Here is a 20,163-nt window from a genome sequence, read left to right on the forward strand (position 1 = left end):
GATGCCGAATCGGCAGCCGGCCGCGGTTCCGATCCCAGATAGAGTTCGGTGGCGGCCTTGGCCTGGAACATCGCGATGACCGCATCGTTGTGCCGGTCGGAACCGAACTGGCTCAATCCCGCCGAGAGCTTGGTGTCGACGTATTCGAGGGTGTGCTCGAGTTGCCGCAGCTGCATTGCTTCGGGCAGAGCCTGTTCACGCTGCGCTTGGCGGGCGCGCCTCTCGTCGAGACAGCGCACGGCGAGTGCGCCGATGGCCGCCGAGAGGGCGGGTACGAACAGCACCGCACTCGTCACGCCGAGCGCGTTGTGGAACGCGAGCGAGGCCACGACGCTCAGCGTCGTGAGCAGTCCCAGCAGCCCCAACAGCAGTGTCGTCGGAGACGCCGAGGCCACCCGATCCCCGGCCCGGCGCGCGATCGGGGTGAGCTTCGACGACACCGTTGCCGCCTGGCGGGCGACGGTGTCGGTCCACGTCCGTCTGGGTTGCGGCGCGCCGCTGGGCGCGGGTGCGCCATCCCGCCCGGGTGCAGCCGGGGGTTCCGCTACGGGCGTCGGCTCCGTGCGGGGGCTGTCGCCGGCCGGCGCACTGCTGGCGGACTGTTGATCGTCGACGGTGGCTGTCATGAGACTATTGTGACTCCTGAGGCCAATGATTCCATGGAGGCTGAGCGTGTGGCGGGACCTTTCCCGCTCGAGACTCGCACCGCGGCCGGGCCCCGTTGGCTCTGGCGGCTCTGGCGGAGCGAGAGGGGGCTCATGTGGATCGATCGACACGACGATTCGGGTCCGGGCAGCGGCATGCGCCTACCGGTGCCAAATGATCCTTGATGCCAAGGCATTTCAGAACGACCGGCGGGACACGGGCGAAGAGCTCCGTGCTGACGTCGACCGATCGGTTCACCTCGGGGGCTCTGTCGCGCTAGCATCGCGACGTGCGGAAACCCGCTGAGTTCGTGGTCGACCAGGCACGAAGAGTGTGGTCGCGCGGCGGGACCGTTCTGTTGATCGTGGCGATCTACGGCGTCTGCGTGGTGGGCTTCTTCCTGTTGGACTCGTCGGCTGAAACGCTGGAGCGGCCGGGCCTCGGTGCGAGCGACGAGACGGTCGTCGTGCTCGAACTGGTGGCCATCCACCCCACCGACAACCAGCTGGATCTGAACGTCATCGTGCAGCCCGGGCCCGATTTGACCGACGACCAATTCGGTGTTCTGACAACGGATATCTCGGTACGGCTGTACCCGGCGACCGACCTCGTGGAATTGAACTACCCGGCCGGTAGCACGCCGGCGCAGACCACCACCTCGCTCTACGCTGCCGGAGATCCCGAGAACTGGCCGTTCGACACCTACACCACCGAGGAGGTCGGTGCCGATGTCATCGCCGGTTCCGGCGACCAGCGACGATACGTGCCCGCGCGCGTCGAGTTGTCGGGATCGCTGTACGGGTGGGACATCGTCAGTCACTACGTCGGCACCACCGTACGCCCCTCCGACGATGACGACATCACCACGATCGTGCTGTCGCGGACCCGCAGCAAGCTGGCCTTGATTTTCGGTATTTGTCTTGTCTTGGTGACACTTCCGGCGCTGGCGCTGTACGTGGCGATCGAGACGGCCCGGGGCAGGAAGGAGTTCCTGCCCCAGTACGCGTCGTGGTTCGCCGCCATGTTGTTCTCGGTCATCCCCATCCGCAGCGCGCTTCCCGGTGCGCCCCCCGCGGGCTCCTGGGTCGACGAGGCGATCGTGTTCTGGGTGTTGCTGTTGCTGGTGGCTGCGATGGTCATCTACGTGGTGACCTGGGCGCGCGAGGGGGACTAGCGACCGACGTCAGCTCAGCCGTGCCGCCACCCGTTCGACGGCCGCCGAGAGCGCCTCGGCGTCGCGGCGCATCAGTCTCAGCTGTCCGGTCATGTCCACGCGATAGCCGTTGAAGTACAGGCCCGGTGCTTCGGGATGGGTGTGGCCCCGACTGGCCACCGGACGGCCGGAGTCGTCGAGCACGCCCAGATGCCCGACCAGCCTCTCCAGCCCGCACCGGTAGCCGGTCGCGGCGATGACGACATCGGGTCGAACGCGGGCGCCGCCGTCGAGCAACACGTCATCACCGTCGAATCCGCACACCGCCGGCACGACGTCGATGTGGCCGGCCTTGAGGTCGGCGACGAAGCCGTCGTCGTAGGCGGGGGCCTGGTGTCTGTTCCTGAGCCGGGTCGCCACCCCGTCACCCGCCGCGGGCAGTCCGTAACGCTGCAGGTCGCCGAACAGGAACCAGGCGGTGAGCCGGCACACCGCATCGGCCACCCGCACCGGTAGCCGTTCGAGTGCCATGCCCAGAACATTGACGCTGACACCGAAGATCTTGCGCTGGATCAGGTTCGGCGGAGTCCGGCACGACACCCACACCCTGGCCGCGCCGGCAGCCACCAGATGGTGGGCGATCTCGGTGCCGGTGACATTGGGGCCCACCACCAGGACCGCACGACCGCCGAAGCGGTCGGCGTTGCGGTACGCACTGGAGTGCAGCAGTTCGCCGCCGAACCCGTCGCGACCCGGCCAGTCCGGCACCAGCGCCTGGCAGTCGTGGCCGACGGCGACCACGACGATATCCGAATCAATTGGGCCACAGCTGGTCTCGACGATCCATCTATCTGCGGCACGCGTGATGCGAGTGACCTCGACGCCGAAGCGGACGTGGAGGCGATGGTGGGCGGCGAAGTCCCCCAGATAGCGGACCCAGTCGTCACGGCTCGGGAACTCGCCGTACTCGCGTGACCGGCACGGCATGCCCGGCAACGCCGACATCCGCGCGGTGGTGTTCAATCGCAGGCCGTCGTAGCGGGACCGCCAGCTCGCGCCCACTGCGTCGGCGCGCTCCAGCACGGTGACGTCGGCACCCGAGCGCTGCAGCGTCGCCGCGGCCGCAAGGCCTGCCGCTCCCGCGCCGCAGACGATCACCTTCACTGTGGGATCGCACCTCCCTGACCGCCGACCTGTCCGGCTCAATACTTCACCGATTGGCCCGTCACCGATACCGGTTCTGCCCGAATATCCGGGACGCGGTGCAGTCGCGCACTCCACGGTCGCGCGTACCCTGAAAGAAAGGGGTGTTGCGCTATGACGCAGACACAGAATGCTGATATTCAGCAGACCGCCAAGACAGTTCAAGCCGCCGGCGCGTGGCTCGCTGTCGCATCGTTCCTGATAGTGCTCACGCTGGTATTCCACGGGCCGTTGGCGGATGACCTCGGCGGCCAGATGACGAGGATCGCGGAGGCCGCGAACACGTGGTCTGTCGTGCACTGGATCGCGGCGCTCTCGCTATCTCTCTACGCGGTGGCTGGTTTGCTCGTGCTGACCTCGAGATCGCGCCTGGTGTAGAGGTGGTGGACCCTGACGGCGTGGGCGGCGATTCCGGTGGCGGCGTTGTGGACCGTGACCACCGCCGTGGCCGAGACGACGGTGATGGCGAATGCCGCTGTCTCCGGCCGCGCCGAGACATTCGAGGCATGGTGGGCGTTCTCCGAAGGCAAGGCCAACGGCTATGCCGTGATGGCGCTGGCCGTTGCGGTGGTAGCGGCCAATGAGGCCCGAGTGGCGGATGGGGTCAGGCCGACATGGTTCGCCTGGGCCGCGGTAGCGGCCGGAGTAGCTTCGTTTCTGGGCTGGGCGCTGGGCGTATGGTTCGGCATCGCGGTGGGGAACCTAGTGTGGCTGGTCGCCTCCATCGTGATGAGCGCATGGATCTTCGCGTTCGGAGTCGCCCTGATGAGGTCGTCGACCGAGACCGGCTGAGCACGCCGGCGAAGCCTTCGGATGCCTTGGTGCCGGGCGGCCGGGAAGCAGGTCGTGCCCACCGACGTTGTGGTGGCCATGGCCGAACAACCGCATCTGAGCCCCACCGACTGGGTCCGGGAGCAGACCGAACGCATTCTCGAGCAGGGCACCACCGATGGTGTCGTGGTTTACGACCGGCCGGTGGTTCTGTTCACCACCACCGGCGCCAAGTCCGGCAAGCAGCGCTACGTGCCCCTGATGCGTGTCCAGGACGGCGGAAAATACGCGATGATCGCGTCGAAGGGCGGCGACCCACAGCATCCGAGCTGGTATCACAACGTGAAAGCGCACCCAGCGGTGACCGTCCAGGACGGCGACACGGTCGCGACGATGACCGCCCGCGAGGTCGACGGCGCCGAGCGTGAACACTGGTGGACGCTCGCGGTGCACGCCTATCCGCCCTACGCCGAGTACCAGGCCAAAACCGATCGGCTCATCCCGGTCTTCGTGGTGGGGTAGCGAGCCTCGGCAGCTCGGCCCGGGCCGGAGTGTGTTCGCCGCCACACGGTATTGCTAGCGCCCTAACTATTAGGGCACTATGGGGAGTATGACCGCGGCAGCCGACGTCGACCCCCTGGCCCTGGAGCAGCAGGTCTGCTTTGCGCTGGCGGTGACCAATCGGGCCGTCCTGGCCGTGTACCGGCCACTGCTGGAGCCGTTGGGCCTGACCCATCCGCAGTATCTGGTGATGCTGGCGATGTGGGACCACCAGAAGTCCCAAGACAGCGGGTCGCCGTTGTCGGTCAAGCGGATCGCCACCGCCCTGCAGGTGGACTCGGCCACGCTGTCGCCGATGCTCAAACGCCTGGAGACCCTCGGGCTCATCACCCGCAGCAGAAGTGCCACCGATGAGCGTTCCACCGATGTCGAACTCACCGACAAGGGGGCGGCGTTGCGGGAGCGGGCCATCGGCATCCCGCCTGCGGTTGTCGCACGTCTCGGAGTCGATCTCGCCGAATTGGAGCGGCTGCGCGACGCGCTGACGAGAATCAATGCTGCCGCGCTGGCCGCGGGTGCACTTCAGTCATGACCCCGCCCAACGAAGGAGCTTCCGTGACCGCCGCCAAACCAACACTGTGGCAGCGCCTGACCTACATCTACGGCCGGCGCCTGCCGGACTCGATGAGCCGCTGGGTCGCTGAGGATCTGGCCGGGCACGGCGCGGTGCGCAGGCACATGATCCGATATGCGATCCCGCCGCTGTTCGTGCTCGCACCGTTCTGGCTGATCCCGGTCAACCTCTACATGCATCTCGAGATGACGGTCCCGATCTACTGCTGGTCCCTGCTGATGGCGCTCGCCCTGAACAAGCCGTGGCGGCGGCATCGGCTGGCCCAGCACGGTCTGGATCCCAGGCTGGTCGACGTGATCAAGCGCAAGAAGCAGGCGCAGATGCACGAGGACTACGTGCGCCGGTTCGGGCCCCGCCCCGAGTCCGCCGATTGGCAATCCAACAGCAGCCCGTTCTAGGAAGGCCGCTGCGCGGCCACCGCTTCGGATGCCGCAGATACTTTGAATACTTTTGAATCGCAAAGACATTAGTGAGATCTGCACCTAGCGTCAGCGGGCGCGCAGAGCGATAATGGTATTACGTCGACACCGGGCCGGCGTGCAGCACGAAACCGAGTACGACGATGTCCAGATCACAAACGACTGCGGGCAGCGGACACGACCACCCGCACGGTGCCATTTGGGAAATGAGTCATCACCCGGTCCACAGCGCCTCGGTGGCGTTGCACTGGGTTCTCGATGAGAATGCCCACGAAGAACATCCGCACCTCATTCCGCGGCACTACACGTTCATCGAGTTCGCGACCTTTGCCCGCGAAATGGATCGGCTCTAGCCGACGGCGTGTTGGGTCAGTCGGCCGCCATTGCTGACGGCTGGATCGTCAGGGTGGCCGTGAATCCTGGCGGCTTACGGACCTGGGTCGCCTGTTCGAACGCGTACGCGTAGGCGATCAGCTTGGGTTCCTGAAATGCCCCCGAGAAGAACGACAATCCGACGGGAAGCCCGCACAGGTAGCCGGCGGGCACCGAGATGTGCGGGTAGCCGGCGACCGCCGGCGGAGTCGAACATCCCCCAGGCAACAGATTGTCGCCGACCACCGGGTCGATGACGAACGGTGGTGACCCCTCGGTGGGGGCGACGATGGCATCGAGTCGGAAATCATGCAGCGCCTTGTCGATTCCGTCGCCGCGGGCGCGGGTCTGCAGTTCTGCGGCTATCCGGCGGTACTCCGGATCGGTGAGGTCACCCATGGTTTCTGCCTGCTCCAGAAACTCCTGACCGAAGTACGGCATCACCTGCTCGGGGTGGTCGTTGTTGAATGCGATGAGTTCGGAAAGGTTGCGTACCTGCGAATGTGGGTGACTGGCCAGGTAGCTGTTCAGACTCGCCTTGAGCCCGTAGCGGAACAGGTCGAGTTCGAGGTCGCCGAAGAAGGGCAGCGAACTCGCCTGAATCGGATCGACGATTTCTGCGCCGAGATCGGCCAGCACGGCGATGGCCCCATCGATCAGTGCGTCGGTTCCCTCGTGCTGTCCGAAGCACTCGCGTGCGACGCCGATTCGGGCGCCTTCGAGCGCCGATGCGTCGAGGAACCGGCGGTAGTCGGTGGCGTGGGCTGCGCCGTCCCGCGTTGCCGGGTCGTGCTCGTCGAACCCGGCCAACACGGTGAGCAGGACCGCGACGTCGGTGACGGTCCGCGCCATCGGCCCAGCCGTGTCCTGCGGGGCGGCCACCCCGATGACCCCTGAGCGGCTCACCAGGCCCACGGTCGGTTTCAGGCCGACGATCGAGTTGCTCGATGCGGGCCGCACGATGGATCCGTCGACCTCGGCGCCCACTGCGCCAACACACAAATTGGCCGCGACCGCGACGGCCGATCCCGAACTGGAGCCCAGCGGACTGCGGTCAAGCACATAGGGGTTGCGGACCTGCCCACCGCGGCTGCTCCACCCGCTACAGGGCCGCGTCGATCGCATGTAGCCCCACTCGCTCATATTGGTCTTCCCCAGGATCACGGCTCCGGCTCGGCGCAGAAGCGTGACGAGGTGGGCATCGCTGGGCGCGATGTTGCCCTCGAGGGCCAGCGAGCCGGCCGTCGTCGACATCGCATCGGCGGTGTCGATGCTGTCCTTCACGACCACCGGGACGCCGTGCAGCGGGCCGCGGACGTGACCGCTCCTGCGCTCTGCGTCGAGGGCGTCGGCGATCGCAGGGGCGTCGGGGTTCAACTCGATCATCGACCGCAGCGTCGGGCCCGAGCTGTCGATTGCGGCTATCCGCCCCAGGTACTCATCGACCAGTTGCGCCGACGTCGAGTGGCCTTGGTGACAGGCGGCCTGCACGTCGGCGACCGTCAACTCGGTCAGCGCCATCGCGTACTCCTCCAGGTGATCGATGATGCCCACAGTTCCGCAGTCGTGTTCCCGACTGCGCTGACGGACAGCTCATCATGGCGTCGACGCTGGCGAGCCTGCATTCGGTGCCCCCGCCTCGCGAACCCGGGTTCCCCGCTTGCTCAATTCCCCACGGGGTACCGATGCTAGGGTTCTCGGCACGTGCTAAAAGCTGGCACATAGGTAGATCATTGGGTGGATTCGAGGTCCCTATGTGGGTTCGAAACGTTGCGCGTCTCGCGGGGGCGTGCACGCTTGGGGCGGGCTTTTTCCTGGTCGGCACTGCTGTCACTCCGCCGGCATTGATGCGGGTGGCGGTTGCTCAGGATCCCCCTGATGACGGCGGCGGTGCTTTGGACGGCGCCGGTGGCGGTGATGACGGCGGCGGGGCCATGAGTGGTTCCGGTACCGGGGCGTCGTCATCGGGGGCCGGCGACTACAGGTTTGGGACTCCCGCGCAGGGTGTTCCTCAAACCGGGGCCGCGGCGATCTGTCAAGACCTGCCCTGGAACTGCCCGCAGTCGTCATTGGCGCCCGCTTCGGCTCCTGCTGCGCCGGTCGTGCCGTTGAATCCCCATCCGCCGGCCAGGCATGCGGCAGAAACTGCACCCGAACCCGGCATTCCGGCACCGCCCGAGGTCCTTGCCATCGCGCTTCTGCCCGGCATGGATCCCGGACTTCTCACCATGAATCCTGACGGTTCGCTCGTCTATCACGGGACAACGGCAGTGGGAGTTGACACTCCCGGCTGGACGGTGATTGCCAAGGACGGCGCCCTGGACATGATCCACGGGCCGGTTGCGCCAGCCGAGGCTGTAGAACTTCCCGCGCCACCACCACCTGCGCCCGACGGGGCCGATGGGCTCCGTGACGGGATCGGCGGGCATGACCCATGGGGGCATTCGTGTGACCGCGGGAACGCGAGGCATTGCGACATAACGGGAACCCAGCCTCCGTCTGGCAGCACCAGCACGCCCGGGCAGCCGTCCACCGGCACGACCAACGCCCCGCTTGTTGAGCCTCCGTTGCCGACCACGGGTACGGAAATTCCGATTCTGGAGCCTCCGGACTACACAGGGCCGACCCCGATTCTGGAGCCTCCCAATTACACCGGGCTGACGCCGATTCTGGAGCCTCCGGACCCGATGCCGGGATTGACGCCCGTGCTGGCGCCCTATCAGCAGCCGCCCATGGGGTCGACGCCGTATCAGGTGCCGCCGCGGGGGGAGCCGCCGCAGATCCTGCCGCCGCTGCAGTCTCCGACGCCGTATGAGTGGCCGACCCCGACGGCTCTGGTCCCCAATCAGGTGCCGCCGCGGGGGGAGCCGCCGCAGAGCCTGCCGCCGCAGCAGACTCCGACGCCGTATGAGAGGCCGACCCCGACGGGTCTGGTCCCCAATCAGGTGCCGCCGCGGGGGGAGCCGCCGCAGATCCTGCCGCCGCAGCAGACTCCGACGCCGTATGAGTGGCCGACCCCGACGGGTCTGGTCCCCAATCAGGTGCCGCCGCGGGGGGAGCCGCCGCAGAGCCTGCCGCCGCAGCAGACTCCGACGCCGTATGAGAGGCCGACCCCGACGGGTCTGGTCCCCAATCAGGTGCCGCCGCGGGGGGAGCCGCCGCAGAGCCTGCCGCCGCAGCAGACTCCGACGCCGTATGAGAGGCCGACCCCGACGGGTCTGGTCCCCAATCAGGTGCCGCCGCGGGGGGAGCCGCCGCAGGTGTTGCCGCCGCAGCAGACTCCGACACCGGTTACGTTCATCCCGGAGCCGCAGGGAACGGTGTCGGGGCCGGGGACCTTCGTGCCGATTCCGGTGGGAGCGGTGTCGAACCCGGGTACCTTCATCCCCGGGCCGCAGAGCCCCGTCTCTGGTCCTGGCTTGTTCATTCCCGGGCCGCAGGGGACGGTCTCTGGTCCTGGCAGCTTCGTGCCAGGACCGCAGGGCACGGTATCGGGGCCGGGGACGTTCGTGCCGATTCCGGCCGGAGCGATGTCAGGCCCGGGTACTTTCATCCCCGGCCCGGGGGGAACCGTGTCCGGCCCTGGCATCTTCCTACCCGCGCCGGCGGGTGCCCCCGCTGGTGGGCCGGGTGCCATGTCGGAAGCTGCTCCGAACACAGGTGGCTATCCTGCGCAGGCGCCAAGTGATCAGGGTTCGCCTGTGGAGGCTGGAGAGTATCCGGTTCAGGCGCCCACCGGACTGGTGGATCCTGCGCTGTTCCCCTAATGCGGGAGATCGAGATGTTAAGCGTGGTCTCGTGATAGCGAGGGTGACCGCCAAGCGCCATCGCATGTTGCGGGTCTTGGTTGTCGTAGTTGTTTGGTGCATGTCACTGGCCTTGGGCGCCGGCCATGCATGGGCTGACCAGCACCATGGGATCCCAGCGGTGCCGGCTGCCCCTGCCCCCGGCGCTGCACCGATCGTCCAGCCGACGACGCTACAGATTCCCGCGATCGGATTGGTTGCTCCCGTGGTCTCGGTGGCGACGGTCATGCAGCCCGCACCGTTTCTGGGCGGTCAGACCGTCAGTTCGTTCGGGGTTCCGCCGGACGGCAACAGTGTTGGATGGTGGGTGGACGGGCCGCTGGTCGGAAGTCCGGCGATGGCTGTCATGCTGGGCCACACCCTGGTGGGCAATGGGTATGCGGTCTTCAACCGACTCGGGGAGTTGAGGCCCGGCGACGCGGTGACGGTGGTCGGTGACGCCGGTGCGGGACACGTGGATTTCCGGATCGTGGACGTGGTGGCAGGTATTCCCAAGGGCGACCCGGTCGCGCTACAAGGAGCCCTGTCGAGTCACAGCTCACGCGCACAGTTGGCGTTGATCACCTGCGGCGGGGAATTCGACCGGACCAGCCGGTCGAGCGCGGACAACATCGTCGCCTTCGCGGCGATCGTCTAGAGAAGCCGGAAATCGGCACCGAGGCAACAACTCTCGGGCCCAACAGGGATTTTACTGTTCCGCCGGCTCCCAGGTCAGGATGCCGGCGTCGGCCAGCAGCGACAGATGCAGTCGACCGTCCTGGATCAGGTAGCTGCGCACGTCGCCCAGTGCGGCGGACACCTTCTGGTCGATCGAGCCCGGGGGACAGGCCATCATCGTCAAGGCGATCGGCCCGAACGTCAACGAACCGGAGTCGCCGGATTCGCTCGGGCTGGCCTGCCATGTCGAGGATCCGCGGTTGCAGTCGATCTGGAATGCTGCCCGGTGCTCGCCGTTGTCCTCGATGGCAAAGGTGACCGTGTACTGCTGCCCGGCGGGTACCGCGGTGGTGCCCTGTGCGTCGTCCATCGACTGGATTTCGGTCAGCTTCCAGCTGGTGTCGTCGAGCGTGACAGCGGTGTCGGTGGAGGCCGGTGAACACGCCATCAGTGTCGATGCCACGGCCAGCGCGAGCGCGAGTCTCATACCGACGAAGCTAGCCTGCGCCCGCACCTACCTTGCGCGGCGTATCCGCGCGCTGCAGCAAGACGGCGAGAACCGCCGCCACGATCAGCAATGCGGGCACATCGCCCAGCAGGTGGCCGCGCTCATCGGAGTCGGAGAGCGCCTGGATGGCCATGATCACCGCGTGCACCACGCTGGACACCACCGTGAACCAGATCAGGCTGCGGTTGGCCAACGGATCGCGCGTGGCCGCCAGCAGAAACACCCCGAGCGTCGCGTACAGGCCGATGATCATCGCCAGGTAGTGCGATGACCCATGTCCCCAGGACCACCCCGATGGCCACACCTTGGTCAGCGGATAGATACCCACCACGAAGATCACGCCGACCACCGCGAGTGCCACCCTGAGCAACAACATCGGGCCGCGGTTGGCCGCCTTCTCGTCGGACATCACTCACCATCTCCTCGTGTCGGCCGACGGCGCGCACCGGCGTATGCTCACCGCCCGGCTCTTCGACGATGGTCTCACTTCGAGGTGGTGAGCTCCGGTCGTTTCGGCGGTTGAGGGTCGGCGGCACCGGAACCCCGGAGAGTCACTAGAAGCTGCCGGCCGCCCAGGCGCCCGGCGGGTACGGCGGCACCGTCCCGGCCAGCGCCCCGTCGGTGACCTCGCACAGTACGTCGGAGATCGTTCCGGCATTGGCCACGGTGACCACGGCATCGTCATCGACCCGCGCGACCACCGCCTGCCAGAAGTAGCCGACGCCGCCGTGCTCGTACCAGACGAACCAGGTGTCGTCCCGATGGCCGGCCCGGATCAGCCGTCGGAACGGCAGCGACGGGTCGCGCACCGCGTCGGTGCTGTTGAACGGGACCCCGACGTCGGCCAGGGGCGGCAGCATCTTCTGCAGCGCGTCCGGCAGCTGCGTCACGCGGGACACCTCCTGAACCGGTGTGGACAGCCGGCACCCGGTGTCCGGGATCGCGCGGGCAGGGCCCGCCAGCGCCACGGCCACCAGCGCCCCGATCACGCCCGTCAGCAAGACCTTCATCGTGCACCCATTGTGGGCGCACAGCGGACAGAACGTCGCCACAGTGCCCGGATCGCTCCGGCGGTCAGATGAACAGCGTGGTACCCGACTCCTGCGCCTCGCCCAGGAAGGTCGCCACCCCGCCGAACTCGACTCCGTCGATGAGGTCGGACTCGGCGATACCCAGCAACTCCATCGTCATCGTGCAGCCGATCAGGCGTGCGCCTCCCCGCTGAGCCGCCGCCATCAACTCGCTCAGGTCGGGGACGTTGTGATCGTGCATCACCTTCTTGATCATGCCGGCGCCCGCGCCGCCGAAGTTCATCGTCGACAGCGGCAGACGCTCGGCGCCCGACGGCATCATCGCCGACATCACCCGCTCCAGCGGCGACTTCTCGCGTTTGGGGGCATCCGGCCGGCGTAACGCGTTGAGACCCCAGAACGTGAAGAAGATCGACACCTGGTCACCCATCGACAGGGCCCCGTTGCCGATGATGAAGGCCGCGATGAGTTTGTCCAGATCCCCGGAGAACACCACCATCGACGTCTTGTTCTTCACGGGTCCCGCCGGTTGGGTGGCCACCCCGGCGGCGCCCTTGCGCAGGGTCGCGACGTAGCCGGGGCCGGACGGCTCGATGTCGACGAGTCGGTGCCCGTTCTTGGACGCCCAGGCCGGCGCGTCCAGCGCGAAGCCGGGATCCGAGACGGTGACCCGCACCTCGTCGCCGGGGGTGAGGCCGCTCATCGCGTCGGCGAGCTTCATGATCGGTCCCGGACAGGCCAGCCCGGTGCAGTCGAGGTCGATCACGGTTCCGCTTGCCGTCGCCGGTGCCGCGGCAAGCGACGCGGCCTCGGCGTAGGACTCCATCGGCGGCTGTGCCTCGTAGGTGTCCTCGGGCCTTTCGTGGACGGCCTTGAACGTGGTCGAGCCGCCCGAAAGCGTTGCGACGTCGGTGAATCCGTTCTGCACCAGAATCCGGTAGGCCAGATAGGAGCGGAAGCCGACGGCGCAGTACAGCCGTACCGGGCGGGACCGATCGAGGCGGCCGCCGGCGACCTCGTCGCGCAATGTCGGCAACGGCATGTTGATCGCGCCGGGTACGTGCCACAGCTCGTATTCCTCGGGGGTGCGCACATCGAGCAGCAGTGCGCCGTCGGTGGCGGCCGGGAAGTCCTGTGCATACCAGAGACGCAGGTCGCCGCGCAGGACGTTGGAGGCCACGAAACCCGCCATGTTGATCGGGTCTTTGGCCGACCCGAACGGCGGTGCGTAGGCCAGCTCCTGATGCTCGAGGTCGAAGACCGTCATGCCTTGGCGGATCGCCATCGCGAGCAGATCCAGCCGCTTGTCGATGCCGTCGAATCCGCACGCCTGGGCACCCAGGATGCGGCCGTCGTCGGGCGTGAACAGCACCTTCAGATGCATCATCGCGGTGCCCGGGTAGTAGCCCGCGTGCCCCGACGGGTGGACATGCGCGGCGCGGTAGTCGATCTCCGCAGCATCGAGCTGACGCTCGGTGGCGCCGGTTCCGCCGGCCACCATCTCGAACACCTTGACGATGGAGGTGCCCTGCGTGGACAGGTACTCGGTGTCGCGGCCGCAGATGTTCTCCGCCGCGACGCGCGCCTGGCGGTTCGCGGGGCCGGCCAGCGGTGCGAGGTAGCTGCCGGGGAGCACGGGATGAGGTGTCTCGACGGCGTCCCCGGCCGCCCAGATGTGGGGATCCGAGGTGCGCATATGGGTGTCCACGGCGATTCCGCCGTGATCGCCCAGCGTCAGCCCGGCCGCGGTGGCCAGCGCCGTGTCGGGACGCACACCCGCGGCGAGCACCACGAGGTCGGCCGGCAGGGTCTCGCCGCTGGTGAGCTCGACGTTGGCCCGGTCCTCCGGCAGCGGGGCGAACGCGGCCGCCGCGGTGGACAGGTGTACCCGGATTCCCCTGCTGCGCAGGTGCTGCTCGACGGGGATCGAGATCTCGTGGTCCACCGGCGGCAGGATCTGGTCGGCCATCTCGACGATGTCCACGGTGACCCCGCGGTGGTGCAGGTTCTCGGCCATCTCCAGGCCGATGTAGCCGGCCCCGATGACGACCGCGCGGACCGGGTCGCGGCCACCCGCTTTCTGCGCCGCGAGCGCGTCGTCCACCCGGGCCTTGATGCGGTCCATGTCGCCGATGCGCCGCAGCACCTCCACCGCCGGGTGGCCGATACCCGGCAGTGGCGGGCGGACGGGCTGCGCCCCCGGGCACAGCGCCAAGTTGTCGTAGCTCTCCACATATTCGGTGCCGGAGTCGATCTCGCGGACGTGGACCGTGCGGGCCGCCGGGTCGATGTCGACGACCTCGGTGGCGATGCGTACATCGATGTTGAGTGACTCGCGCAGACTCTGCGGTGTCTGCAACAGCAGCCGGTCGCGTTCGGTGATCACCTCGCCGATGTGGTACGGCAGGCCGCAGTTCGCGAACGAGACGTGGTGTCCGCGCTCGAACACGATGATTTCGGCGGATTCGTCGAGGCGGCGGGTCCGGGCCGCGACCGATGCTCCGGCGGCAACCCCGCCTACTACGATGAGTTTCATTGGCTTGACCTCGATTTGGTCCGGAATGTAGTGCTCGGAACTCGGCTCGACCGGGCCGCTACCCGAGTATGGTCAGCCGGCGGCCGCGGCGTCGGCGAATTCGCAGAACGCGGTGTAGGCCCGTGCGCCGTACACCGTTGCCGGGCCGCCGCTCATGAAGATCGCGACGCCGATGGCTTCGGCGGCCTCCTCCCTGGTCGCTCCCGCGCGGACCGCTCCACGTGCGTGCGAGGCGATGCAGCCGTCGCAGCCGTGCACCACGCCGATGGCCATCGCCATCAGTTCCTTGGTCTTGGTCTCCAGCGCTCCGGGGGCCAGCGCGGCTTTGCTCATCTCGTTGAATCCGCGGTAGACATCGGGAATCATCTGCCGCAGTGCGCGATGCTGGGGGCCGAGTTCGTCGTTGACGTCCTTGTAGTGGGTGTGAAGGGTCATGCTCTGACGATATACCCGGGCGGGTATGTCGGCGCGTCGGCGACGGACCGCAAAACCGGTGACCTTCGCCCCTCGACAGAGCCGGGTAGCGCTCCCACGCTGGAGTCAGCGCGACTGCTTCGGGGGTGGCATCGTGATCGAAGTTCTTGAAGACTTTCCCGACAACGTGGCCGCCTTCGTGTGCCGCGGCCGCGTGACGAGGGCCGACTATGAGTCGGTGCTGATCCCACGATGCCTCGAACGCCTCGAACATCACCACAAGGTGCGGGTGTACTACGAGGTGGCTGCGGAATTCGACGGTATCGATCCCGGCGCGGCGTGGGAGGACGCGAAACTCGGTCTCGGTCATCTGCCGGGCTGGGAGCGTTTCGTCGTCGTCACCGACGTCGAGTGGATGCAGCACGCGGTCAAGTTCTTCGGCTTCCTGATGCCGGGCGAGCTGACGGTGTTCCCGTCGGCCCGGGCCGAACAGGCCCGGGCGTGGATCGTCGGGGACATGTGATCAGCCGGCCAGCGACGACGGCGAGACGGGGAAGTCGAAGTAGGTCTCGGGATAGGTCTCCGGCGTGAAGGTGAAGTGCCACCACTCGTACTCGTAGTTGTGAAATCCCTGCGCCGCCAGACCGTTCTTGAGCAGCAGGCGGTTGCTCAGTTGTTCGCCCTGCACGCGGGGGCCGAGGGTGTGCGCCGAGGGATCGAAGCAGTCGTAGCCGGTACCCATGTCGATGGTGTTGTCGGCGAAGCGCCGCGGTGCCGGCGCGGTGCAGGCGGCCAGCGGTTCGCCGGGGACGAAGCCGGGCTCCTGGCGGGCCGGCAGCGCGACGAGGGTGACGTCGAGGGTGCTGCCGCGGCTGTGTCCGGATTTCTCCGCGATGTAGCCGTCGGCGAACAGCTGCGACTTGTCGACCCACGGGTAGAACTCGCCCTTCATCTGCTGATCGGCCGGATCGGCGGCCCACGCCACGAAGTCGTCGACGGCGCGTTGCGGGCGGTAGCAGTCGTAGACCTTCAGCGTGTACCCCTGTGCGACGAACCCGCGTTGGGCCCGGCTCAGCGCCTCGGCGGCCGGCCGGGTGAGGATGCACATCGGCGCCTCGTACCCGTCGACCGGCTCGCCGGTGAAGTTGTGCGCGGTGTCGTATCGGATGTCCAGCAGGATCGTCGGGTCGACGTCGCTCAAAGAGACGAAATCAGGCGGCGCCGTGGGCTGCGGTTGGGCGGCTGCGGGCGCGGCGAAGACACCGGCGGCGACGACGGCGGCACATCCGGCGGCGGCGAGTCTGAGCGGCTGCGGCATGTCTTCATTGCAGCATCTCCCCGTGGCCTGCGTCGGCGTTCTTCCCGTCGACATCCGAACGGCGCCGGCGGCGCAACCGATTCACCCGCGAGGGATGGTCCTGGTGCGGCCACATCCGCTCGACCTCGGCGTTGAGCTCGGCGCCCAGCAGCACCGCGAAGGCGGTGATGTAGAGCCACAACACCACCGCGAGTGGCACCGCGAGCTGACTGAAGATGGCGTCGTCGCGCACGCTCAGCGCCATGTAGGCGCGCAGGCCTGCCGACGCCGACAACCACAGCAGGACGGCCATGAGTGCACCCGGCAGGTCGCGGCGCCAGGGCGTTTTCCAGGGCACGCCGACGTGGTACAGCGTGGCCAGACCCAGTAGCACCAGCAGGGTGACGATGGGCCAGAACAACACGTCGAACACCTGCAGCGTGGTGTCGGCGACCGCGTCCGGGGTCAGCCAGTGCACGATCCGGGGGCCGAACACCATCGGTGGAAGGATGGCCACCGCACCGATCAGGCCGGCGATGGTGAGTCCGAACGCCAGCAGCCGTCTCCGCCAGCTGGGGCGCGGGTCGACGTTATAGGCGATCGTGATCGTCTCCAGGTATCGGTTGACCGCCCGCGAGCCGGTCCAGATGCTCAACACGATGCCGATCGAGACGACGCCGCCCCGGGTCTGGGCGAGCACCGTGTTCACCGCCTGCTCGTAGGACGCGTAGGTGGGGTCGGACAGGAACGGATCGGGAATGCCCAGCACCAGCTCGCGCAGTTCGTCGGCGCCCGCCGGCCCCAGGCTGGCCGCGACGAAGCCCAGCGACCCGATGATCGCGAGCAGCAGCGCGGGCAGCGAGATCAGGGTGAACAGCGCGGCTTCGGCCGCCAGCCCGGGAACCCGGTCGTCGAACGTGCCCCGGATGGTGCGTCGGGTCAGCCGCGCACTCTGCTGCACCGGCCGGGGCAGTCGGTCGAAAACGGCCGAGCCGCGGTCGTGCAGCGCCGCGCGGCGCCCGTCCACCGCCGAGCGGGCCTCGGACAACCGCTGAGACAGTCGCGGGAACCGGTCGCGTCGCCCACTGTCGCCTGCCATCGTGTCGAGCCTAGGAGACCGCGCGATCACGCGGTCGCGTCGTACCCGGACCGTCCAGGACTTCGGTCGCCACCTCGAGGGCACAAGGTCCCCGTCCTAGGCGAAAACCGGCCGACGACGCACGGCGGGGTTCTACCGTGGGCACAGGAGGCCACCATGAGCGAATTCATGCGCAACAGCGATGCATTCACGTGGTCGATGGAAAGCGATCCACGGTTGAGGTCGACGGTGGTCACGGTGCTCGAGTTGGACCGGATCCCGGACTGGGACGAGGTTCGCGACCGGTTCGACCGACTCCGCCACGAGCTGCCGATGCTGCGCCAGCGGGTGGTGAACTCGCCGCCGCCTGCGCCGCCGCGCTGGCGGGAATGCGCCGATTTCGATCTGGATTTCCACATGCGCCGGATCGCCGCTCCTGCGCCGGGTTCGTTCGACGCGGTGCTCGAACTCGCGCGGCTGGCCCAGATGGAGGACTTCGACCGGGCCCGGCCGCTGTGGAAGATGACGCTGATCGAGGGTCTGGCCGACGGCGGGGCCGCCGTGCTGTTCGTCTTCCACCACGCCCTGACCGACGGCGTCGGGGGAGTGCAGATCGCGATGACCCTGTTCGGCCTGTCCGACATGCCACCCGAATCCCCGGAACTCCCACAGCCCGAGGCGCCGTCGATGCTCGGCGACTACGTGGATGCAGCCCGCTACGGCGCGGGCGCGATCGGCGGTGCGGCCACCGGTGCGCTCGTCGAGGTGCCCAAGCTGTTACTCGCCGGGATCCGCAACCCGCTGGGCGCCGTGCGTTCGGCGACGGCGCTGGCCGCCTCGGTGTACCGCACGGTCCGGCCGGTCAACCGCACCGGATCACCGTTGATGACGAACCGGACCCTGCGCCGCCGACTCGCGGTGCTCGAGGTTCCGAGGGGTCCGCTGCAGGAAGCCGCGCATCGTTGCGGAGGGGCGCTCAACGATGCATTCGTCGCGGGTGTGGCCGGGGGACTGCGCCGCTATCACGAGAAGCACGACGTCAGTGTGGGGGCGCTGCACCTTTCGATGCCGATCAGCCTGCGGGCCAAGGGTGACCCGCCGGGCGGCAACCGAATCACGTTGATGCGTTTCGACGTTCCCGTGGGACTCGCCGATCCCGCGGACCGGATCCGGCAGATCCATGAGCGCACCGCCCAGGTGCGCCATGAGCGGTCGCTGCCACACACCCAGATGATCGCCGGGGCACTCAACCGGATGCCGCGCTGGTACATCGGCTCGATCCTGCGGCACGTCGACTTCCTGGCCAGCGACGTGCCCGGCATCCCGGTGCAGGTGTCGCTCGGCGGCGCCGAGGTCCGGAGGCAGTACGCGTTCGGTCCGACGATCGGCTCCGCGGTCAACGTGACGCTGTTGACCTATGTCGACACCTGTGAGCTGGGCATCGACGTGGACACCGGAGCCATTCCGGATGTCGAGGAGTTCTGCGACTGCCTGCGGGCCGGGTTCGACGAGGTGCTGGTGCTGGCCGAAAGCTGAATCTCCGCAACGATGTTCAGCCGAAGTGGGTTTTCGGCCGCGGTAGCGGTACGCCATCGACGGTGAGGTCGACCTTCTCGTTGTAGAACGCGATCATGTTCGCGATCGCCGCGACGGCCGGCAGCGGGGTGTGATAGGTCCAGGCCAGGTCGGCGTGCAGCGCATTGCCCCCACCCGCATTGCCCACCCGCACCGCCCAGTACCCCGACGTCACCCCCTTGTACGGACACAGCGTCTCGGTGTCCGTCGGGGTCAGCTGCCCGAACGCCACATCGGTGCGGTCGATGTAGTACCTGGTCGGCAGGCCGGTCTCGAACAGCAGCACGGGACTGTGGGTGTCGGCCAGCGTCACCCCGTCCAGTGACACCGTGACGTGGCGGTGCGACCGCAGCGCGTCCACCCGCACGTAGGGATTGCGCGGGTGGCCGTAGACCGGCTCGTCCTCCTCGAACCAGGTCAGCGCAGCCCATTCGAACCGCACCAGGCCCGCGACCGGTCCACCGTCGTCGTCGAACACCCTTGCCGCGGTCCCGAACACACCGGCGGACCCGGTCAACGCGAACAGCCGGGACGGACCGAACTGCACCTTCTGCGGATGCCCCTCGTCGCGCAGGAATCCGGGCCGGACATCGGTGAGGGGGATGTAGTAGTGCGGGTAGTACGGCACCTCCCACACGTAGCGGGCGGACGTCGTGTCGAACACCAGCTCATGGCCGAGGAACCCGCGCACCCGCCGCGGTGCGGGTTCCACCCTGCCCCGGGCCGCGGCCATCTGCGGATAGTCGGGTGCCGCCTGCGGGGATGTGGTGCTCACGCTGGTCTCCGTTCCGGTGCCGCCGTCCGGATGAAACGTTAGGCCGGTCCGCGGCGGCGCTGACATTTCTCAGCAGATTAATAGTTATCATTATTTAGATAGTAGTTACTATCTGAGTATGAACTCCAATGAGAAGCCCCGACGGCTGACCCGGGTCGAGGCCAGGGCGCAGACCCGGCAACGGCTGCTCGATGCCGCCGCGGAGGTGTTCGCGCGAAAGGGCTACGGCGCCGCGTCGGTCGACGAGATCGCCGAGGCGGCGGGCTTCTCGGTCGGTGCGGTCTACTCCAACTTCGCCGGCAAGGAGCAGTTGTTCTCCGAGCTGATGGCCGAGCGCGCCGTCGGACGCATCGAGGCGATCGTCGGGGCCATGCAGGCCGCCCGCGAGCAGGGCGGCGATCCGCTGGGCCTACTCGGCCGCATGCTCATCGAGGCCGCCGACCAGGACATCGAGGCCGCGGCGCTGCAGACCGAGTTCTGGCTGCACGCCGTTCGCAACCCCGACACCATGGCGATCCTCGCGGCGGGCACCGGCCGGACGCTGACCCTGCTGCGCGACGTGGTCGCCGGCCTGCTGGCCGACAAAGACGTCGACAGCAGCGTCACCCCGGAGTCCTTCGCGGTCGTCGTGCTCGCGCTCTATCAAGGCCTGGTCCGGCAGCGCCGCACCGACCCCGAACGGGTGCCCGAAGAACTGTTCGGGCAGGCGCTGTCCTGGCAGATCGCCGGAATGCCCAAGGTCGCCGGCAAACTCAACCGAAAGTAGTCACCCCGTGGGACACATCGCG

General features: G+C 67.8%; 22 protein-coding genes. 11 read left to right on the forward strand and 11 right to left on the reverse strand.

The genetic code is table 11. The features are described 5' to 3' along the window. On the reverse strand, positions 1-626 hold a 626-nt coding region (locus JDV09_RS23675), incomplete at its 3' end, for a hypothetical protein (RefSeq protein ID WP_221371587.1). Positions 627-934: 308 nt separating this feature from the next. Between JDV09_RS23675 and JDV09_RS23680 the strand changes: the two genes are divergently transcribed. Further along, positions 935-1,819 carry a DUF4436 domain-containing protein gene (locus tag JDV09_RS23680; RefSeq protein WP_308124218.1) on the forward strand — a complete coding sequence of 295 codons (885 nt, stop codon included), beginning with the start codon at positions 935-937 and terminating at the stop codon, positions 1,817-1,819. 9 nt (positions 1,820-1,828) lie between these two features. Here the strand turns inward: JDV09_RS23680 and JDV09_RS23685 are convergent, their stop codons facing one another. Further along, the gene (locus JDV09_RS23685; protein WP_221371588.1) at positions 1,829-2,962 is read right to left on the reverse strand and encodes a flavin-containing monooxygenase; all 1,134 of its coding nucleotides are present in this window, start codon (positions 2,960-2,962) and stop codon (positions 1,829-1,831) included. A 153-nt stretch (positions 2,963-3,115) separates the two neighbouring features. Here JDV09_RS23685 and JDV09_RS23690 point away from each other — a divergent pair, with 153 nt between their 5' ends. The 6 genes from JDV09_RS23690 (at position 3,116) to JDV09_RS23715 (ending at position 5,679) form a co-directional block, all read left to right on the forward strand. Next, positions 3,116-3,379: a hypothetical protein gene (locus tag JDV09_RS23690; protein ID WP_221371589.1), complete on the forward strand. Its 264-nt coding sequence runs from the start codon at positions 3,116-3,118 to the stop codon at positions 3,377-3,379. A 54-nt stretch (positions 3,380-3,433) separates the two neighbouring features. Then, the gene (locus JDV09_RS23695) at positions 3,434-3,793 is read left to right on the forward strand and encodes a hypothetical protein (protein WP_221371590.1); all 360 of its coding nucleotides are present in this window, start codon (positions 3,434-3,436) and stop codon (positions 3,791-3,793) included. A 78-nt stretch (positions 3,794-3,871) separates the two neighbouring features. Next, positions 3,872-4,294 (forward strand): nitroreductase family deazaflavin-dependent oxidoreductase, encoded by a 423-nt coding sequence (locus JDV09_RS23700; protein ID WP_221371622.1) that lies wholly within the window; start codon positions 3,872-3,874, stop codon positions 4,292-4,294. An 88-nt stretch (positions 4,295-4,382) separates the two neighbouring features. Beyond that, on the forward strand, positions 4,383-4,865 hold the full coding sequence (locus JDV09_RS23705; RefSeq protein ID WP_372453021.1) for a MarR family winged helix-turn-helix transcriptional regulator: 483 nt from the start codon (positions 4,383-4,385) through the stop codon (positions 4,863-4,865). Between the two features lie 23 nt (positions 4,866-4,888). Next, entirely contained in the window at positions 4,889-5,305 is a 417-nt protein-coding gene (locus JDV09_RS23710) for a DUF5313 domain-containing protein (protein ID WP_221371592.1), read from the forward strand. 227 nt (positions 5,306-5,532) lie between these two features. Next, positions 5,533-5,679, forward strand: coding sequence for a hypothetical protein (locus tag JDV09_RS23715; protein ID WP_221371593.1), 147 nt, complete (start codon positions 5,533-5,535; stop codon positions 5,677-5,679). 16 nt (positions 5,680-5,695) lie between these two features. Here JDV09_RS23715 and JDV09_RS23720 read toward each other — a convergent pair whose 3' ends face one another. Further along, the gene (locus tag JDV09_RS23720) at positions 5,696-7,252 is read right to left on the reverse strand and encodes an amidase (RefSeq protein WP_308124219.1); all 1,557 of its coding nucleotides are present in this window, start codon (positions 7,250-7,252) and stop codon (positions 5,696-5,698) included. A 2,256-nt stretch (positions 7,253-9,508) separates the two neighbouring features. Between JDV09_RS23720 and JDV09_RS23725 the strand changes: the two genes are divergently transcribed. Next, positions 9,509-10,141 (forward strand): class F sortase, encoded by a 633-nt coding sequence (locus JDV09_RS23725; protein WP_221371594.1) that lies wholly within the window; start codon positions 9,509-9,511, stop codon positions 10,139-10,141. Positions 10,142-10,192: 51 nt separating this feature from the next. Here the strand turns inward: JDV09_RS23725 and JDV09_RS23730 are convergent, their stop codons facing one another. The 5 genes from JDV09_RS23730 to JDV09_RS23750 all read right to left on the reverse strand — a co-directional run bounded on the left by JDV09_RS23730 (position 10,193) and on the right by JDV09_RS23750 (position 14,671). Beyond that, positions 10,193-10,648 carry an META domain-containing protein gene (locus tag JDV09_RS23730; protein ID WP_221371595.1) on the reverse strand — a complete coding sequence of 152 codons (456 nt, stop codon included), beginning with the start codon at positions 10,646-10,648 and terminating at the stop codon, positions 10,193-10,195. Positions 10,649-10,658: 10 nt separating this feature from the next. Next, positions 10,659-11,078, reverse strand: coding sequence for a DUF6632 domain-containing protein (locus JDV09_RS23735; RefSeq protein WP_221371596.1), 420 nt, complete (start codon positions 11,076-11,078; stop codon positions 10,659-10,661). A gap of 145 nt (positions 11,079-11,223) precedes the next feature. Further along, positions 11,224-11,679: a hypothetical protein gene (locus JDV09_RS23740; RefSeq protein ID WP_255605924.1), complete on the reverse strand. Its 456-nt coding sequence runs from the start codon at positions 11,677-11,679 to the stop codon at positions 11,224-11,226. A gap of 64 nt (positions 11,680-11,743) precedes the next feature. Then, on the reverse strand, positions 11,744-14,236 hold the full coding sequence (locus tag JDV09_RS23745) for an FAD-dependent oxidoreductase (RefSeq protein ID WP_221371597.1): 2,493 nt from the start codon (positions 14,234-14,236) through the stop codon (positions 11,744-11,746). A gap of 72 nt (positions 14,237-14,308) precedes the next feature. After that, on the reverse strand, positions 14,309-14,671 hold the full coding sequence (locus JDV09_RS23750; RefSeq protein ID WP_221371598.1) for a carboxymuconolactone decarboxylase family protein: 363 nt from the start codon (positions 14,669-14,671) through the stop codon (positions 14,309-14,311). Positions 14,672-14,804: 133 nt separating this feature from the next. On the opposite strand from JDV09_RS23750, the gene JDV09_RS23755 reads away from it, so the two are divergent. Then, positions 14,805-15,173 carry a SpoIIAA family protein gene (locus JDV09_RS23755; protein WP_221371599.1) on the forward strand — a complete coding sequence of 123 codons (369 nt, stop codon included), beginning with the start codon at positions 14,805-14,807 and terminating at the stop codon, positions 15,171-15,173. Here the strand turns inward: JDV09_RS23755 and JDV09_RS23760 are convergent, their stop codons facing one another. Further along, positions 15,174-15,968 carry a M15 family metallopeptidase gene (locus JDV09_RS23760; protein WP_221371600.1) on the reverse strand — a complete coding sequence of 265 codons (795 nt, stop codon included), beginning with the start codon at positions 15,966-15,968 and terminating at the stop codon, positions 15,174-15,176. It lies immediately after the preceding gene. 4 nt (positions 15,969-15,972) lie between these two features. Next, positions 15,973-17,046 carry a YihY/virulence factor BrkB family protein gene (locus tag JDV09_RS23765; RefSeq protein WP_221371601.1) on the reverse strand — a complete coding sequence of 358 codons (1,074 nt, stop codon included), beginning with the start codon at positions 17,044-17,046 and terminating at the stop codon, positions 15,973-15,975. 156 nt (positions 17,047-17,202) lie between these two features. Between JDV09_RS23765 and JDV09_RS23770 the strand changes: the two genes are divergently transcribed. After that, on the forward strand, positions 17,203-18,561 hold the full coding sequence (locus tag JDV09_RS23770; RefSeq protein WP_221371602.1) for a wax ester/triacylglycerol synthase domain-containing protein: 1,359 nt from the start codon (positions 17,203-17,205) through the stop codon (positions 18,559-18,561). Positions 18,562-18,577: 16 nt separating this feature from the next. On the opposite strand, the gene JDV09_RS23775 is transcribed toward JDV09_RS23770, so the two are convergent. Beyond that, on the reverse strand, positions 18,578-19,333 hold the full coding sequence (locus JDV09_RS23775) for a DUF427 domain-containing protein (protein WP_255605930.1): 756 nt from the start codon (positions 19,331-19,333) through the stop codon (positions 18,578-18,580). A 160-nt stretch (positions 19,334-19,493) separates the two neighbouring features. On the opposite strand from JDV09_RS23775, the gene JDV09_RS23780 reads away from it, so the two are divergent. Further along, complete coding sequence (locus tag JDV09_RS23780) at positions 19,494-20,141, forward strand: TetR/AcrR family transcriptional regulator (RefSeq protein ID WP_221371604.1); 648 nt, start codon at positions 19,494-19,496, stop codon at positions 20,139-20,141. Positions 20,142-20,163: the final 22 nt, after the last annotated feature.

Origin of the sequence: Mycolicibacterium xanthum, assembly GCF_019710635.1 — a bacterium.
Taxonomy (GTDB): Bacteria; Actinomycetota; Actinomycetes; order Mycobacteriales; family Mycobacteriaceae; genus Mycobacterium; species Mycobacterium xanthum.